Raw genomic sequence first — 17,512 nt, forward strand, 5'->3', positions numbered from 1 at the left:
CTGATTATTGGCAGAGATACCCATGGCGCCCGCAATGCGGGCGCCATGGGTATCCTGACAAGGGCTGAATAACCCGAAGATGAGCGGCGAATTACAGTTTCGTCACCTCGGATGCGACCTCCTGCTCTTCATCCTTGCGGTGCGCCCAGTAATACAACGCCGGCAGTACCAGCAAGGTCAGCGCCGTCGACGAGAGAATGCCGCCGATCACCACAGTGGCCAGCGGTCGCTGCACTTCGGCACCGGTGCCGGTGGCCAGGGCCATGGGGATAAAGCCCAGGGACGCCACCAGGGCAGTCATCAACACCGGGCGCAAGCGCGTCAGTGCGCCTTCGTCGATCGCCTGGTGCAGCGAACGACCTTGCTCGCGCAGGCCGCGGATAAAGGCAATCATCACCAGGCCGTTGAGCACCGCGACCCCAGACAGCGCAATAAAGCCCACGCCCGCCGAGATCGACAGGGGGATATCCCGCAGCCACAGGGCAACCACCCCGCCGGTCAGGGCAAACGGAATGCCGGTGAACACCAGCAGCCCGTCCTTGAGGTTGTTGAACATCATGAACAACAGGCCGAACACCAGCAGCAACGCCACTGGCACCACCACTTGCAGGCGCTGCGCCGCCGACTGCAACTGCTCGAACTGACCGCCCCAGCGGGTCCAGTAACCGGCCGGAATGCTCACCTGGCTGTCGATGCGCGCCGCCGCCTCGTCGACGAACGAGCCAATATCGCGACCGCGCACGTTGGCGCTGACCACCACCAAGCGCTTGCCATCTTCACGGCTGACCTGGTTGGGGCCCTGCACCAGCTCAAGGCTGGCGACATCGCCCAGGGTGATAAAGCCGATCTGGCCGCCACTGCCGCTGCTGGCCGGCACCGGTATCAACAACTGCGACAGGCCGTCGATATCGGTACGCAGGGTGTCGGACAAGCGCACCACCATGTCGAAACGCCGATCGCCTTCATACAAGGTCCCGGCCTGGCGACCGCCAACGGCCACGGCGATGGTGTCCTGCACATCGCCGACGTTGAGCCCATAGCGCGCGGCTTTGTCGCGGTCAACGTCGATGGTCAGCACCGGCAGCCCCGAGGTCTGCTCGACCTTCACTTCCGAGGCGCCCGGCACCGCCTGCAAGGTACTGGCGATCTTCGCCGCAGTGCTGTTGAGCACCGCCATGTCGTCGCCAAACACCTTCACCGCAACATCACTGCGCACCCCGGAAATCAGCTCGTTGAAGCGCAACTGGATCGGCTGCGACAACTCATAGTTGCTGCCCGGCACCCGCGCGCTGGCACGCTGGATATCGGCGATCAGTTGCTCGCGGCTCTTACCCGGATCGGGCCATTGCTCTTGTGGCTTGAGCATCACGTAGCTGTCGGAAATATTCGGCGGCATCGGGTCCGAGGCGATTTCGGCGGTACCGGTGCGGGCGAACACCCGCTCTACCTCCGGCACCTGGCTGAGCACGCTTTGCTCCAGGCGCTGCTGCAACTGCACCGACTGGCTCAGGCTGGTGCCGGGCACGCGCAGGGCCTGCAGGGCAAAGTCGCCCTCGCTCAGGCTCGGCACGAACTCGCTGCCCATGCGGCTGGCCAGCACACCCGAAAGCAGCACGGTAATCGCGGCGAGGGAGAACGCCAGCGGGCGATGGCTCATGACCCATTTGAGCAGCGGCGCATAACCACGCTTGGCGCTGCGCATCAGCAGGTTCTCGTCTTCCTTGACCTTGCCGGTGACGAACAGGGCGATGGCCGCCGGCACGAAGGTCACCGACAGCAGCATGGCGCCGAGCAAGGCGATGACCACGGTGAAGGCCATCGGGTGGAACATCTTGCCCTCGACCCCGCTCAGGGCAAAGATCGGCAGGTACACCACCATGATGATCAACTGGCCGAAAATCAGCGGCCGGCGTGCTTCGCGGGCGGCATTGAACACTTCGTGCAGGCGTTCGGAACGGGTCAGCAGGCGGCCGTGATGCTGCTGGGCATGGGCCAGGCGCCTGATCGCGTTTTCAACGATCACCACGGCGCCATCGACGATGATGCCGAAGTCCAGCGCGCCCAGGCTCATCAGGTTGGCACTGACCTTGTTGCTGAACATGCCGGTGAAGGTGAACAGCATCGACAACGGGATGACCATGGCGGTGATCAGCGCCGCACGGATGTTACCGAGGAACAGGAATAGAATGACGATGACCAGGATCGCGCCTTCGATGAGGTTCTTCTTCACCGTGGCAATGGCCTTGTCGACCAGGTTGGTGCGGTCGTAGACGGTGATCGCGCTCACCCCTGGCGGCAGCGAGCGGTTGACCTCTACCAGCTTTTGCGCCACCGCCTGGGACACCGTGCGGCTGTTCTCGCCGATCAGCATGAACACCGTGCCGAGCACCACTTCGCGGCCGTTCTCGGTTGCCGCGCCGCTGCGCAGCTCACGACCGATACCGACCTCGGCGACATTGCGCACGCGGATCGGCGTGCCGTCGACGTTGGCCAGGACGATATTGGCAATGTCATCGAGACCGGCCAGTTGCCCCGGCGCGCGGATCAGCAACTGCTCGCCACGGCGCTCGATATAGCCGGCGCCGACGTTGGCGTTGTTGCGTTCAAGGGCGGTGAGCAGGTCGCCCAGGGTCAGCTTGTAGGACGCCAGCCGTTTGGGGTCTGGGGCAATCTGGTATTCCTTGGCGAAACCGCCGATGGTGTTGATCTCCGCCACCCCGCGCACGTTGCGCAGTTGCGGCTTGATGATCCAGTCCTGGATCTCGCGCAGGTCGGTCGGCGTGTACGGGCTGCCATCGGCCTTGCGCGCATCGTCAGCCGCTTCGACGGTCCACAGGAAAATCTCGCCAAGGCCGGTGGAGATCGGCCCCATGGCCGCTTCAACGCCTTCGGGCAATTGTTCACGTGCCTGCTGCAGGCGCTCGTTGACCAGTTGCCGGGCAAAGAACAGGTCGGTGCCTTCTTCGAAAATCACCGTCACCTGCGACAGGCCCGAGCGCGACAGCGAACGGGTCTGTTCCAGCCCCGGCAAGCCGGCCATGGCGGTTTCGATGGCGAAGGTAATGCGTTGCTCGGTTTCCAGCGGCGAAAAGCCCGCGGCCTGGGTGTTGATCTGCACCTGGACGTTGGTGATGTCCGGCACGGCGTCGATCGGCAGCTTCTGGTAGCTGGCAACCCCAAGCCCAGCCATCAGCAGCACCGCCAGCAGCACCATCAGGCGCTGTTCGATGGCAAATTGTATGAGGCGTTCGAACATGTGAGCTTCCCGGTCAGTGGGCGTGTTCGGCGCTGGCCTTGCCCAGCTCCGACTTGAGGATGAAGCTGCCCTGAGCCGCTACTTGCTGGCCGGCTTGCAGGCCCTTGCGAATCTCGACGAAACCGTTGGCACTGGCGCCCGGCTCAACCGCCTGGGCGATAAAGCCTTCAGCAGTGCGCACGAACACCGTGGGCTTTTCTTCCAGGGTCTGCAGGGCTTGGTCCGGTACGCTGAGGGCGGCGGCATACTGCTCGGTGGGCACCTGCACGGCGACAAACAAGCCGGGGCGCCAGGCCCCTTGCGGGTTGTCGAGGGTGACGCGCACGGCGGCGGTACGGGTCTGTTCACCGAGCAGGCTGCCGACATGAGTAACCGTGCCACTCACCTGCTGGCCCAGCTCGCTGGCAACGATGGTCACCGGCATGCCGGCGCGCACCTTGGGCAGGTCACGGGGCGCCACGCCGAAAGTCGCCCAGACCCGTGACAGGTCCGAAAGGGTGAAGGCGGCGCTGGTTTCGTTGACCACCTCGCCCGGCACCAAGTGCTTCTCGACGATTTGCCCGGCAAACGGTGCGCGCAACTCGTAGCGGTTGCCGCCGGCCAGCACAACACTGCCGCTCAGGGCGCTGATCTTCTGCCGGGCATTGGCCTGGGCGATTTCTGCCTCTTGCAGGGCCTGGCGCGCCTGCTGGTAATCCTGCTCGGCGGAAATGCCCTCTTGCCACAGGTCCTTCTCGCGCTGGTAGCTGCTGCGCGCCAGTTCCAGGCGGCGCTGGCTGGCCGCCAGTTCACTGCGCTGCTCGGAGATCTGCGGGCTGGCGATCACCGCCAACAGATCGCCGGCCTTGACCTGCTGGCCGAGCACCACGGCGACCGACTCGACCACCCCGGCTGCGCGCGGCACCAGGTGCGCGGTGCGGTCTTCGTCGAAACGGATCTCGCCGGGCAGCGCCAGGCTGCGCTGCAGTTGGCGCGGGGCAACGGCGGCCAGCTCGATACCGGCGAGATCTATCTGCTCCTGGCTTAGGGTCAGCGCGCCCTCCTCTTCATGACCTTCTTCGGCTTGTTCCGCTTGGCCATGTTCCTCTTCTTCATGATCGCCTTCGGCATGGGCGTGGGCGGCGGCAGGGGCGGCGGCAACCGGGCCGCCCTGGCGCGCCAGCAGCACGCCCAGGCCCAGGCCGAGCAGCAGGGCCGCGACCAGCAGCGTGATGGACTTGTTGTTCATGCAGGTTCCTCAGCAAAGTGTCGGGTGATGGTCGCGATCAGCGACTGGCGAGGCTCAGGTCGCCAAAGATCCGTTCCAGGCGCACCCGTGCCTCGCTGCTCTGGGCCTGGGCCTGCAGGTATTGCAGGCGCGCAGCCACCAGGGTGCGTTGGGCGTCGAGTACATCAAGGAAGGCGAACTTGCCGCGCTCGAAGCCGCGGGTGGCGGCATCCAGCGCCTGCTGCGCCGAAGGCAGGATCGAGCGGTCGAAGGTCTGCACCTCGCTGGCCGCCGTGCTCCACTGTGCCAGGGCCTGGACCACTTCGCTGCGCAGGCGCAGTTCGGCGCCATTGCGCTGGTCCCGGGCCTGGTCGGCGCGCCGGGCAGCGGCCAGCACATTGCCCTGATTGCGATCGAACAAAGGAATCGGCACCGAAAGCCCGACCACATTGATGCGCTCGCGGTCGGTTTCGCTGTACTGGCTGCCGACGCTGACCGTCAGGTCGGGAATACGCTGGCTGCGGGCCAGGCCCAGGGCGGCTTCGCGCTGGTCGATCTGCAGGCGGGCAAGGCGCAAGTCGGCCGTCTGCTCCAGGCGATCGAGCAGCAGTGTGCGGCTGGGGATGTCGTTGTTCGCCTGCAGGCCGCCGTCAACGCGGCTGAACTGCACCCTGGCAGCGCCAGTGACGGCGGCCAGTTGCTGGTAGGCAACGGTCAGCGCCTGCTCGGCGCGGCCCTGCTCCAGGCGCACTTCTGACAGTTGCACCTGGGCGCGGGTAGCCTCGACCGGCGAGGCGCTACCGGCCCTGACCCGGCCTTGCACCACTTGCAGCGCACGCTCGCTCAGGCGCAACGACTGCTCGGCCAGTTGCAAGCCTTCCTGGGCTTGGGCAGCGGCCTGGAAGGCAGCAATAACCTCGGCCCGCAGCACGTTGCGCTGGCGTTCCAGTTCCAGCGCCGCCAGCTCGGCATCGCGGCCGGCAACGTCCAGGCGCGCCCCCCGTTTGCCGCCCAGCTCGAACAGCTGGCTGACGCCAACGGTGGTGGTCTGCGAGCCTTTGCGGGTGTCTTCCACTTCCCAGCTCAGTTGCGGGTTGGGCAGTACACCGGCCTGGCGCCGCTCGCCTTCGGCAATGTCGATGCCCCAACGCGCCGCAGCCAGCTCGGGGTTGTTGTCACGGGCCGTCTGCAGCGCCGATTCCAGCGTTAATACGGGCTCCTGCGCCAGGGCCAGCGACGGCAAGGCCAGCAACAACAGGGCCAGCAATAGTCGGCCAGGGCCTGTGCCTGGCCGCTCCAGGGTGCAGAACATGGCGGACTCCTGCGCCGTGATCGGAGCCCGCACTCTAGTAATCGGGGTTTATCGCCAGGATGACTCAAGTATTACAAATCTGTAATCCAGGCAAACCGCAGGCGCGGATGGCTTAGTATCCGCCGCTCAATGCACTCCAGCGCTTGACCTTACAGTTACTACAGGGTTGAGAATCAGCGCCTTTCACTGCCAACGAGTCATCCCATGCGTCTACTGATTGTCGAGGACGAACTGCGCACCGCCGAATACCTGCAACAGGGCCTGCGCGAAAACGGCTACATCGTCGATTGCGCCCACACTGGCGCCGACGGCCTGCACCTGGCGCGCCAGCAGGCCTATGACCTGGTGATTCTCGACGTCAACCTGCCCGAGCTCGATGGCTGGACCGTGCTGCAGCGCCTGCGCGCCGAGTCCAGCACGCGGATCATGATGCTCACCGCCCACGGCCGCCTGGCCGATCGGGTCAAGGGCCTGGACCTGGGCGCCGACGATTACCTGCTCAAGCCCTTCGAGTTCCCCGAACTGCTGGCGCGCATCCGCAGCCTGTTGCGGCGCAACGACCAGGCCCTGCAACCGAATACCCTCAAGGTCGCCGACCTGGAGCTGGACCCCAGCCGCCACCGCGCCTACCGCAGCGGCCAGCGCATCGACCTGACCGCCAAGGAGTTCGCCCTGCTGCACCTGCTGATGCGCCAGAGCGGCGAGGTACTGTCGCGCACACAGATCATTTCGCTGGTCTGGGACATGAACTTCGACTGCGACACCAACGTGGTGGAAGTGTCGATCCGCCGCCTGCGGGCGAAAATCGACGATCCTTTCGACAACAAGCTGATCCACACCCTGCGCGGCGTCGGCTACGTACTTGAGGCCCGCGAATGAAACCTGCGCGCCTGTCGCTGCGCCTGGGCCTGAGCGTCAGCCTGATGGGCGCGGCGCTGGTGCTGCTGCTCGCATGCCTTGCGGTATTTGCCCTCGACCATGAGCTGGACAGCCGTGCACGCAAGCACCTGGCCAACAAGATGGCGCAGATCGAACACAGCCTGACGATTGACCTCAAGGCCGCCGACCTGGGCACGCCGGTGCATCCGTTGCTGGATGTGGTCATGGGCCACGACAACCTGAGCCTGAGCGTCATTGCCCTGACCGGCCGTCACTCAGCCCTGCTCACTCTAGGCCCGGCCCTGGAAGCCAACGCCTTGCTGCAGATCGAAAGCGGCCCGCACCTGGCTTTCAGCCCCTGGCGCGACCAGGACGGCGAACACCTGCTCACCGCCTCGCGGCTGATGCGCTTGCAGGACGGCACCCTGGTGCGGGTACTGCTGACGGTCAACCGCGCCGACGACCATGCCCTGCTCCAGGCCTACCTGGGCTCGACCCTGTGGGCCTTGCCGCTGCTGCTGGTGCTGATCGGCCTGGGCGCCTGGAAGCTGGTCCAGCGCGGGCTGCTGCCATTGCGCCGTTTTCGCCGGGTGGCCGAACAGGTCTCGGCGCAAACCCTCAGCCACCGCCTGCCGGAAACCGGCCTGCCGCAAGAACTGGGCGACCTGGCCGGTGGTATCAACATCATGCTCGACCGCCTGGACGACGGCGTGCAGCGGTTGTCGCAGTTTTCCGACGACCTTGCCCATGAACTGCGCACGCCCATCGGCAACCTGATGGGCAAGGCCCAGGTCACCCTGACCCGCGAGCGCTCCAACGAGCAATACCGTGAAGCGCTGGAAAACAGCATCGAAGAGCTGACCCGGCTGAACCGCATCATCAACGACATGCTGTTCCTCGCCCAGGTCAGCCAGCCGCAGGCGCAGGTGCCGCTCAAGCCGGTGGTGCTGGCCGACGAGGTGCAGCGGGTTTGCGAGCTGTTCGAATGCAACGCCGAGCAAAAAGGTATTGCCCTGCGCGTACAGGGCTGGGGCACGGTGATGGGGGATCGCTTGATGGTGCAGCGGGCGCTGTCGAATCTGCTCAGCAATGCGATTCGCCATGGCGATGAGGGCCAGCCGATCAACATCGCGATTGAACGCCGCGACGGCTCGGTGTGGGTATCAGTGGAAAATCGCGGTCCCGGTATTGCCGCGATGCATTTGCCGCACCTGTTCGAGCGCTTTTACCGCGTGGGCTCGGGGCGCTCGCGCCTGGAAGGCGGTACCGGGCTGGGGCTGGCAATCGTGCGCTCGATCATGCAGGTGCATGGCGGGCGGGTTGAGGTGCAGAGCGAGCTGCAGGGGGTGACGCGGTTTAGCCTGGTGTTTGCCGATACTACCGAATAAATGAACCTACACCCAATCGTGTGGGAGCTGGCTTGCCAGCTCTCACAGGATTGGCGTCGAATCTGTCAGTGCCGGCTGGCGGCCAGAATCAGCGCCTTCATCTCCGCCACCGCCGACTTGAAGCCAACGAACAGCGCATGGGCCACCAGCGCATGGCCGATGTTCAGTTCGTTGATGCCCTTGATCGCCGCCACCGCTTCAACGTTGTGGTAATGCAGGCCGTGACCGGCATTGACGATCAGGCCCTGGCCGAGCCCAAAGGCTACGCCGTCGGCCACGCGCTTGAGCTCTTCAGCCACTTCGCTCGGGGTTTGCGCATCGGCATAACGGCCAGTGTGCAGCTCGATGGCCGGCGCACCGACACGGCGCGAGGCTTCGATCTGACGCTCGTCGGCATCGATGAACAAGGACACTTCCGCGCCCAGGCGCGACAGGCGCTCAACCGCAGCCTTGATCCGTGCTTCCTGACCGGCGACGTCCAGGCCGCCTTCGGTGGTCAGCTCCTGACGGGTTTCCGGGACCAGGCAGATGTGCGCCGGGCGAATGCGCTCGGCAAACACCATCATTTCTTCGGTGACGCCCATTTCGAAGTTCATGCGCGTCTGCAGCACATCCTTGAGCAGCAGCACGTCACGCTCCTGGATGTGCCGGCGGTCTTCGCGCAAGTGCACGGTAATGCCATCGGCACCGGCTTCTTCGGCGTCCAGCGCGGCTTTGACCGGGTCCGGGTAGCGGGTACCACGCGCCTGGCGCAGGGTCGCCACGTGGTCGATGTTCACGCCGAGCAGCATGCGGTTGCTTTGAGTCACGAAGAGGCTCTCCTGAAGATTGAGCCCCACAGCATACGACGTTGTTCAGCGCTTGCGAAACAGTTCGCGACTGACCAGCGGCCGACCTCCCAGGTGCACGGCCAGGGCCTGGCGCATCAGGCGCTTGGCGGCGCCCAGAGCACCGGGGATTTCCCAGGCGGCTTCAGCCATGGCCAATAGCTCGGCACCGTTGAACAGCCCCGGCTGCAACAGGTAGACGCGCTCGAGCCCGGCATCGACCTGCAAGCGGTACAGGCCATCGACCGCCAGCGGATCGCCGTTGACGTCGTGATCGAGGGCGAAGGCATAGCCCAGTTCGTCCAGCAGGCGCCACTCGAACGCCCTCAGCAGCGGCTCCAGCGGGCGACCGGCGGCCAGCGCCTGCAAGGTCGCCGCATAGTGTTCGAATACCACCGGATGCGGGTCTTCAGCCGGCAGCAGGCGAATCAGCAGCTCGTTGAGGTACAGCCCGCTGAACAGCGCATCGCCGTGCAGCCAGGCAGCGACACCGACGCTGTCCAGACGGCCGACGTTCTTCAGCTCGCCGCGGCCGCGAAACTCGACTTCAAGCGGGACGAACGGCCGCACCTGGCTGCCGCCTTTGCCACGGGCACGGCGCATGACCGCGCGCAGGCGTCCTTGCGGGGTGAGGAAATCCACCAGCGCGCTGGTTTCACGGTAGGCCCGGCTGTGCAGCACGTAGGCCGGTTGGCCAACTGGCAGTTCCATGAGCGGCGCTTCAGAAAAGGTTCGACCCGGCAACGGACGCTACCGGGCCTGGAGCGATCAGAGGTCGCCGTAGCCCAGCGAGCGCAGGGCGCGCTCATCGTCGGACCAGCCACCCTTGACCTTGACCCAGAGGTTGAGCATGACCTTGGCGTCGAACAGCACTTCCATGTCCTTGCGCGCCTCGGAGCCGATGCGTTTGATCCGCTCGCCCTTGTCGCCAATGATGATCTTCTTCTGGCCGTCACGCTCGACCAGGATCAGCGCATGGATGTGCAGGATCTTGCCCTGCTGCTTGAACTCTTCGATCTCGACGGTGATCTGGTACGGCAGCTCGGCGCCGAGTTGGCGCATGATCTTCTCGCGCACCAGTTCCGCGGCCAGGAAGCGGCTGCTGCGGTCGGTGATCTGGTCTTCCGGGAAGAAGTGCTCGTTTTCCGGCAGGTGTTTGGCGATCAGCCCTTCCAGCGCTTCGAGGTTGTGCCCCTGCTGGGCCGAGATCGGCACGATCTCGGCGTTCGGCAGTTGCTCCTGCAGCCATTGCAGGTGCGGGATCAGGTCGGCTTTCTCTTCGATCCGGTCGGTCTTGTTGATCGCCAGGATCACCGGGCCCTGCACGTACTGCACGCGCTCGAGCACCAATTGGTCTTCGTCGGTCCATTTGGTGCGGTCAACCACGAAGATCACCACGTCGACGTCCTTGAGGGCAGCCGAAGCGGTCTTGTTCATGTAACGGTTGAGCGCCTTTTCGTTGCTCTTGTGCATGCCCGGGGTATCGACGTAGATCGCCTGCACATCACCTTCGGTCTTGATCCCGAGCATGTTGTGGCGGGTGGTCTGCGGCTTGCGCGAGGTGATTGCGAGCTTTTGCCCAAGGATGTGGTTGAGCAGGGTCGACTTGCCGACGTTCGGGCGGCCGACAATGGCGACATAGCCGCAGCGGGTAGTGTTGGTATCAGTCATTGCCATTCTCCACGCCCAGGGCGATCAGTGCTGCGGCGGCCGCGACTTGCTCGGCGATACGCCGGCTGACGCCTTGCCCTCGGCTTTTTTCAGTCAAAAGGGTCACTTCGCATTCGACGAAAAACGTCCGGCAATGGGGTTCACCTTGAATATCCACCACTTCGTAGCGCGGCAGTTCGCAGGCCCGCGACTGCAGGAATTCCTGCAGACGGGTTTTCGGGTCCTTGTTGGTATCGACCAGGGTCAGGCTTTCGAATTCACCCGCCAGCCATGCCAGTACCCGCTCGCGAGCGGTCTGCATGTCCGAATCCAGGTAGATGGCGCCAATCAGCGCCTCCAGGGCATCGGCCAGGATCGACTCGCGGCGAAAACCGCCGCTTTTCAGCTCGCCCGAACCCAGGCGCAGGTATTCGCCCAGGTCAAAGCCCCGGGCCAGTACCGCCAGGGTCTCGCCCTTGACCAGCCGCGCACGCAGGCGCGACAGCTGGCCTTCGCGGGCCTGGGGGAAGCGCTCGAACAGCGCTTCACCGGCGACGAAGTTGAGGATCGCATCGCCGAGGAACTCGAGGCGTTCGTTGTTGCGCCCGGCAAAACTGCGGTGCGTCAGGGCCAGCAGCATCAGCTCCTGGTTCTTGAAGGTGTAGCCGAGCTGGCGCTCGAGGCGGCTCAAGGAAACGCTCACAGTGTACCCACGCGCAGTTCGTGGCCGAAATTCAGCCCGCACGCCTGGGCGCGGGGCTCACACTTTGCAACTCGGTACGCCGCCATCGGGGCTACCGTCGGATTTAACGCATTGTTCAAATCAACATCCTGAAAGACTGTTTGGCTCATGCTCGCTGGCCGGGGTGGTCGGTTGAATCCAGGCTTCCCTGAACACAGCCTATGCCAGAAACGCATTCGGCGCTGTCCCAGGACAGCGCCGTTGTGGTGTTACTTGATCAGGCCGACCCGCGACAGGTTCGGGAAGTGGCTCAGTTTAGGCTCTGGCCAGCTCATCCAGACCGCGAAGGCCTTGCCGACGATGTTCTGGTCCGGGACCATGCCGTGCAGTTCCTTGGGAATGTTGGGATCATCCCAGTAACGGCTGTCGTTGGAGTTGTCGCGGTTGTCGCCCATCATGAAGTAATGGCCGGCCGGGACTGTCCATTGCTGGTCAGGCGGCATGCGGTAGCGGCTCATTTCCTTGCGGATCAGGTGCTCGGCTTCACCGAGCTTTTCCTTGTACAGCTCGGCGCTGCCCAGGGTACCCGGCTCAGTGCCGACCAGCTGCTCGGCGATCGCCTGACCGTTGACGAACAGCTTCTTGTCGCTGGTGTAGCGAATCTGATCGCCCGGCAGGCCAACCACACGCTTGATGTAGTTGACGTTCGGGTCGCTCGGGTAGCGGAACACCATGACATCGCCGCGCTGCGGATCACCCACCTCGATGACCTTCTTGTCGATCACCGGCAGGCGGATCCCGTAGGAGAACTTGTTCACCAGGATGAAGTCGCCCACTTCCAGGGTCGGCTTCATCGACCCCGAAGGAATCTGGAACGGCTCGATCAGGAACGAGCGCAGCACCAGGACGATGAACAGCACCGGGAAGAACGATTTACCGTACTCGACCAGCAACGGTTCCTTGTTCAGGCGCTCGACCACTGCCATTTCTGGCTGGCTGACGCTGCCCTGATAGTTGGCGATCGCCGAACGCCGGCGCGGGGCCAGGAACAGCAGGTCGACCAGGGCCAACAGACCGCAGACGGCGACGGCGATGACAAGCAACAGCGGGAAATTTAGCGACATAGGACCTAACTATCCAACCTGAGCACGGCGAGGAAGGCTTCTTGTGGGATTTCCACGTTGCCGACCTGTTTCATGCGTTTCTTACCGGCCTTCTGCTTCTCCAACAGCTTGCGCTTACGGCTAACGTCACCACCGTAGCATTTGGCCAGTACGTTCTTTCTGAGCGCCTTGACAGTCGTACGCGCAACAATCTGCCCGCCAATGGCGGCCTGGATTGCCACATCGAACATCTGCCGAGGAATCAGTTCCTTCATCTTCTCGGTCAATGCGCGGCCCTTGTAGTGCGCATTGTCGCGGTGCACGATCAGCGCCAGGGCGTCGACCTTGTCACCGTTGATCAGTACATCGAGCTTGACCAGGTTAGCCGACTGGTAGCGGTCGAAATGATAGTCCAGCGAGGCGTAGCCGCGGCTGGTGGACTTCAGGCGGTCGAAGAAGTCCAGTACCACTTCGTTCATCGGCAGGTCGTAGCGTACTTGCACCTGCGAGCCGAGGAACTGCATGTCGCGCTGTACGCCACGCTTCTCGATGCACAGGGTAATGACGTTGCCCAGGTGCTCCTGCGGCACCAGGATGGTGGCCGAAACGATCGGCTCACGGAAGTCTTCGACCGAGGACACGTCCGGCAGCTTCGACGGGTTGTCGACGTAGATGGTTTCGCCGGTCTTGAGCTTGACCTCGAAGATTACGCTCGGCGCGGTGGTGATCAGGTCCAGGTCGTACTCGCGCTCCAGGCGCTCCTGGATGATCTCCATGTGCAGCATGCCGAGGAAGCCGCAACGGAAGCCGAAGCCCAGGGCGTCGGAGCTTTCCGGCAGGTACTGCAGCGACGAGTCGTTCAGGGTCAGTTTCTGCAATGCATCACGAAAATCTTCGAAATCATCGGAACTGACCGGGAACAGACCGGCATACACCTGCGGTTGAATGCGTTTGAAGCCTGGCAGCACCTCGACCTCGGGGGTCGTGCTCAGGGTCAGGGTGTCACCCACCGGCGCGCCGTGAATGTCCTTGATGCTGGCGATGATGAAGCCTACTTCGCCGGCCTTGAGATCGGCGGTCTGGGTGTGCTTGGGGGTGAACACACCGACGCTGTCGACCAGGTGGACCTTGCCGGTGGACTTGACCAGGATCTTGTCGCCCTTCTTCACCCGGCCGTGACGGACACGCACCAGGGAGACAACGCCCAGGTAGTTGTCGAACCAGGAGTCGATAATCAGCGCCTGCAGCGGCGCCTCGATGTCACCGGTAGGCGCCGGGATGGTGTGCACCAGGCGCTCGAGCACCTCGTCGACGCCCATGCCGCTCTTGGCGCTGCAGGCCACGGCGTCGGTGGCGTCGATACCGATGATCTTCTCGATCTCGTCCTTGACCTTGTCCGGGTCGGCCTGGGGCAGGTCCATCTTGTTCAGTACCGGCATGACCTCAAGGCCCTGCTCGATGGCGGTGTAGCAGTTGGCGACCGACTGGGCTTCTACACCCTGGCCGGCGTCGACCACCAGCAAGGCACCTTCACAGGCCGCCAGCGAGCGGCTGACTTCGTAGGTGAAGTCAACGTGGCCAGGGGTGTCGATGAAGTTCAGCTGATAGGTTTTGCCGTCCTGCGCCTTGTAGTGCAGGGTGACGCTGTGGGCTTTGATGGTGATACCGCGTTCACGCTCCAGGTCCATGGAATCGAGTACCTGGGCCTCCATTTCACGCGCTGTCAGGCCACCGCACATCTGAATGAAGCGGTCGGCCAGGGTCGACTTGCCATGGTCAATGTGGGCGATGATGGAGAAATTGCGGATATGACTCAAATCACTCACGGGTCAACACTCAAAAAGGCTGCGGGCCGGACGCCCACCGAAAAATAGCCGGGAATTGTACCTGAAGCTTGACGTTGGCGTCACGTGAACTGTGGGTACCGCGATTGTGGGAAATCGGTGCATGCCCCGGGAAACCTGCGCGGCGCCCAGAAAAAAGGGCAGCCGAGGCTGCCCTTTTCTGCTCAAGCCGGCTTATTCAGCCAGTTTGAAGGTGATGAAGCTGGCGCGGCCCTGACGCAGGACGCGCATCGACACCGACCGGTTCTTCGGCAGCTCTTTGGCGATTTCGGTGAACTGCTTGGCCGAAAGGATCGCCTGGTTGTTCAGATGACTGATGACGTCCCCCGGACGCAGGCCGATCAGCGCTGCCGGACCGTCCTGGACTTCCTTGATGACCACGCCGCCCTTGAGCTCGAGGGACTTCTTCTGCTCGGCGGTCAGGTCGGCCACCGACACACCCAGGCGGTTGCTGCTGCGCTCGACGCCGCCATTGGCGTTGGTGGTGATGTCGGCATCTTCATCCGGCAGTGCGCCGATGGTGATGTCCAGCGACTGGCGTTTGCCATTGCGGATGATGTCGAGCTTGGCCTTGGCGCCATCCTTGAGGCCACCGACCAGGTGCGGCAGGTCGGCAGACATGACGATCGGCTGACCGTTCATGCTCAGGATCACGTCACCGACCTGCAGGCCACCCTTGGCGGCCGGGCCATCTTCCAGCACCTGGGCGACCAGGGCACCGGCCGGCTTGTCGAGACCGAAGGACTCAGCCAGGTCCTTGTTGACCTCCTGAATCACCACGCCCAGCCAGCCGCGGCTGACCTTGCCGTCTTTCTTCAGCTGATTGGAAACATCCAGCGCGACATCGATCGGGATGGCGAACGACAGGCCCATGAAGCCACCGGAACGGGTGAAGATCTGCGAGTTGATACCCACCACTTCGCCGTTCATGTTGAACAGCGGGCCACCGGAGTTACCCGGGTTGATCGCCACGTCGGTCTGGATGAATGGCACGTAGGTGTCGTTGGGCAGGGTGCGGCCCTTGGCACTGACGATACCTTTGGTCACCGAATGGTCGAAGCCGAACGGCGAACCGATGGCCAGCACCCACTCACCGACCTTGAGCTTCTCGGAGTCACCCAGCTTGACGGTCGGCAGGTCCTTGCCTTCGACCTTGAGCAGGGCCACGTCGGTGCGCGGGTCGGTGCCGACCAGCTTGGCCTGCAGCTCGCTGCGGTCCGACAGGCGGACGATGATCTCATCGGCGTCGGCGACCACATGGTTGTTGGTCAGCACGTAACCGTCGCTGGAGATGATGAAGCCCGAACCCAGCGATTGCGCTTCACGCTGGCGGTCACCGCGCGGCGAACGCGGCGTCTGCGGCATGTTGCGCTCGAAGAATTCGCGGAACATCGGCGGCAGGCCTTCAAGATCAGGCATCTGCCCGGCGGCGTACTTGCGGTCCGGCAGTTTCTGCTTGGTACTGATGTTCACCACCGCAGGCGAGGCCTGCTCGACCAGGGTGGTGAAGTCCGGCAGGGCTTCGGCCTGGGCGGTGAGCACCTGACCGAGCATGAACACGGCGGCGACCATCGATAGGTAGGTTTTCAAGCGTGGTATTGACATACGGCTCCCGTCACAACGAGCGTGGTTAGCAGTAGGGACCTGCAGAAGCAGGAAAGGCCAGCCCCCGAAAGGACTGACCTATAGAAAAATTCTGGAGTTTTTGCAAACTGCAAAGCTTGCCAATCATGTCAGCCAAGCAATCCTCGACCTGTCAGCCTCATTGCCTGCGCCTCATTTTTTAGCCTGGGCATACTGGGCGCGCATGGACAGCGCAATGCGTTCGGCGGTGCCGATAGGGATCTCGCCCACCACAGTCACCATCATTTCGCCCTGGGGCGTGGTCAGGCGCCGCGAGACGGCAACCGTCGGGCCCAGCTGCGTGCGGATATCGGCGGCCGAGCCTTTGTCGAGGGCTTCGACGAACACCGAAAAGCGCGCCAGGCCGTCGTCGTACATCAGGCTGCTAACGGCATTCTTGCTTTGCGGGTCCTTGCGCACGGAGCTGGTGATCAGCTCGAATCCAGGTGGCAACCAGTCCGATCGCCAGCCGGTGACAGGTTGTGCAGCCTGCGCGGTCAGTTGGGCAACCGGCTTGCAGATGCCACTGGCCTTGAGCTGTTCATCGCTTGGTGCGACGGCGGTATTCAGGCGAGTGAACTGGAAACGCTCGAGCAATCGCCCACCGTCGTCGAGCATCAACGACTTGAGCGGCAGCCCGGTCTCTTTATCCAGATGCAGCTCGAAGGCATAGCGGTGTTGATCACGCGGGGTAAGGGTGACGATTACCGCTTCACGGTCGGCCACCCGCGATTTGCCGGCGACCCCGAGGTCGTACCAGCTCATCAGTTTCAGAGGATCAAGCACTCGCGCCGCAGACTCCGGCGTGTTGGCCACTCCCGGTACCAGGGCCCCGCTTACGCACTGGGTCTGCCCGTCGACACGCACGACTTCCTGGGCCGAGCCATCGAGCTGCAACAGCCGCTCGCTGACTTTGCCGCTCTGGACGCGATGCCAGATGTCGTGGGTGGAGAAGCTACCGTTACGCTCGTAAACGAAAGTACCCTGATAACTCTGCTGTTGCTCGGCCTGGGCCAGACGCTTGAGCCAGTCACCTGCCTGCGCAGAGGAGTTGGCGGCAAGGGCCGGTAGCGTCAACCAGCCACCCAGCAGCAGCGGTATGAGAGGTAGCGCGCGCATGATCCTCCTTACTTAGCGATTTTCCAGGCTGGCTGCACGTGCATACGGCAGAGCGCTCTCGGTACCCTTGAGGGCTGCTTCCTGAGCATGCTGACGCAGGTAGCCAGGCAGACGCTGGTCGTGCCAGCCGGTTTGCCCCTGCAGCACGCCATTGGCCATCGGGCCTGGCTGTTCTGCACTTTCACTATAGCCTGCCAATACGGCCGGGCCCTGTGCTTGTGGCAAGCTCAGGCCTTGCTGCGCCGGTTGTTGGGCAGCCAGCTGGGCACCGCTGATTTCGTCCTGGTTGTACAGGCGTACACCGGCCAGTACCGCGACAGTCACCGAAGCGGCAACGGCCAGGCGGCCCAGGCTGCGCCAGGGTCCACGGGAGACCTTGGCCGGAGCGGCTTCATCGGCCAGGGCTGCGGATACGGCCGAGGCGATATCCAGCTGTGGCAGTACCAGCTCTTTGTGCATGGCTGCACGGGCTACCTGGTAACGCGACCAGGTGGCACGGGTTTCGGGATCATCGACGGCATTCAACACCCGTCGTAATTCCAGTTCGTCCGCTTCGTTATCCATCACCGCGGACAGCGATTCCTGCAAAGCTTCACGACTCATGGCGGTTCCTCTCTTGGCT

At 63.6% G+C, this 17,512-nt stretch carries 14 protein-coding genes; 2 read left to right on the top strand and 12 right to left on the bottom strand.

Going from position 1 to position 17,512, the window contains the following annotated elements; translation table 11 throughout:
- Positions 1 to 91 precede the first annotated feature (91 nt).
- From LOY37_RS21365 to LOY37_RS21375, 3 genes are read right to left on the bottom strand one after another with little or no spacing between them, the layout of a single operon-like run.
- Entirely contained in the window at positions 92 to 3,256 is a 3,165-nt protein-coding gene (locus LOY37_RS21365) for a CusA/CzcA family heavy metal efflux RND transporter (protein WP_258715669.1), read from the bottom strand.
- 13 nt (positions 3,257 to 3,269) lie between these two features.
- The gene (locus LOY37_RS21370) at positions 3,270 to 4,484 is read right to left on the bottom strand and encodes an efflux RND transporter periplasmic adaptor subunit (RefSeq protein ID WP_045197651.1); all 1,215 of its coding nucleotides are present in this window, start codon (positions 4,482 to 4,484) and stop codon (positions 3,270 to 3,272) included.
- 37 nt (positions 4,485 to 4,521) lie between these two features.
- Positions 4,522 to 5,775, bottom strand: a complete 1,254-nt coding sequence (locus tag LOY37_RS21375) for a TolC family protein (protein WP_093380056.1) — start codon at positions 5,773 to 5,775, stop codon at positions 4,522 to 4,524.
- Positions 5,776 to 5,979: 204 nt separating this feature from the next.
- On the opposite strand from LOY37_RS21375, the gene LOY37_RS21380 reads away from it, so the two are divergent.
- Positions 5,980 to 6,654 (top strand): heavy metal response regulator transcription factor, encoded by a 675-nt coding sequence (locus tag LOY37_RS21380; protein ID WP_045197646.1) that lies wholly within the window; start codon positions 5,980 to 5,982, stop codon positions 6,652 to 6,654.
- Positions 6,651 to 8,042 carry a heavy metal sensor histidine kinase gene (locus tag LOY37_RS21385; protein ID WP_258715670.1) on the top strand — a complete coding sequence of 464 codons (1,392 nt, stop codon included), beginning with the start codon at positions 6,651 to 6,653 and terminating at the stop codon, positions 8,040 to 8,042. The genes LOY37_RS21380 and LOY37_RS21385 overlap by 4 nt, the downstream gene beginning before the upstream one ends.
- A 65-nt stretch (positions 8,043 to 8,107) precedes the next feature.
- On the opposite strand, the gene pdxJ is transcribed toward LOY37_RS21385, so the two are convergent.
- The 9 genes from pdxJ to LOY37_RS21430 form a co-directional block, all read right to left on the bottom strand.
- The gene (pdxJ, locus tag LOY37_RS21390) at positions 8,108 to 8,833 is read right to left on the bottom strand and encodes a pyridoxine 5'-phosphate synthase (RefSeq protein ID WP_267954166.1); all 726 of its coding nucleotides are present in this window, start codon (positions 8,831 to 8,833) and stop codon (positions 8,108 to 8,110) included.
- A gap of 63 nt (positions 8,834 to 8,896) precedes the next feature.
- Positions 8,897 to 9,580, bottom strand: coding sequence for a DNA repair protein RecO (gene recO, locus LOY37_RS21395; protein WP_045197638.1), 684 nt, complete (start codon positions 9,578 to 9,580; stop codon positions 8,897 to 8,899).
- A 57-nt stretch (positions 9,581 to 9,637) separates the two neighbouring features.
- Positions 9,638 to 10,540 (bottom strand): GTPase Era, encoded by a 903-nt coding sequence (gene era, locus LOY37_RS21400; protein WP_045197636.1) that lies wholly within the window; start codon positions 10,538 to 10,540, stop codon positions 9,638 to 9,640.
- A complete protein-coding gene (rnc, locus tag LOY37_RS21405; protein ID WP_010220977.1) occupies positions 10,533 to 11,222 on the bottom strand; it encodes a ribonuclease III in 690 nt (229 codons plus the stop codon). Before rnc ends, era begins: the two co-directional genes overlap by 8 nt.
- Before the next feature lie 248 nt (positions 11,223 to 11,470).
- Positions 11,471 to 12,325, bottom strand: coding sequence for a signal peptidase I (lepB, locus tag LOY37_RS21410; RefSeq protein WP_045197633.1), 855 nt, complete (start codon positions 12,323 to 12,325; stop codon positions 11,471 to 11,473).
- A 5-nt stretch (positions 12,326 to 12,330) separates the two neighbouring features.
- On the bottom strand, positions 12,331 to 14,130 hold the full coding sequence (lepA, locus tag LOY37_RS21415; RefSeq protein WP_045197631.1) for a translation elongation factor 4: 1,800 nt from the start codon (positions 14,128 to 14,130) through the stop codon (positions 12,331 to 12,333).
- Positions 14,131 to 14,322: 192 nt separating this feature from the next.
- The gene (locus LOY37_RS21420; RefSeq protein WP_176794323.1) at positions 14,323 to 15,720 is read right to left on the bottom strand and encodes a DegQ family serine endoprotease; all 1,398 of its coding nucleotides are present in this window, start codon (positions 15,718 to 15,720) and stop codon (positions 14,323 to 14,325) included.
- A gap of 204 nt (positions 15,721 to 15,924) precedes the next feature.
- Complete coding sequence (locus LOY37_RS21425; RefSeq protein ID WP_258715671.1) at positions 15,925 to 16,890, bottom strand: MucB/RseB C-terminal domain-containing protein; 966 nt, start codon at positions 16,888 to 16,890, stop codon at positions 15,925 to 15,927.
- Between the two features lie 12 nt (positions 16,891 to 16,902).
- Entirely contained in the window at positions 16,903 to 17,493 is a 591-nt protein-coding gene (locus LOY37_RS21430; RefSeq protein ID WP_038999040.1) for an RseA family anti-sigma factor, read from the bottom strand.
- Positions 17,494 to 17,512 lie beyond the last annotated feature (19 nt).

It is taken from the genome of Pseudomonas sp. B21-012, assembly GCF_024749305.1.
Taxonomy (GTDB): Bacteria; Pseudomonadota; Gammaproteobacteria; order Pseudomonadales; family Pseudomonadaceae; genus Aquipseudomonas.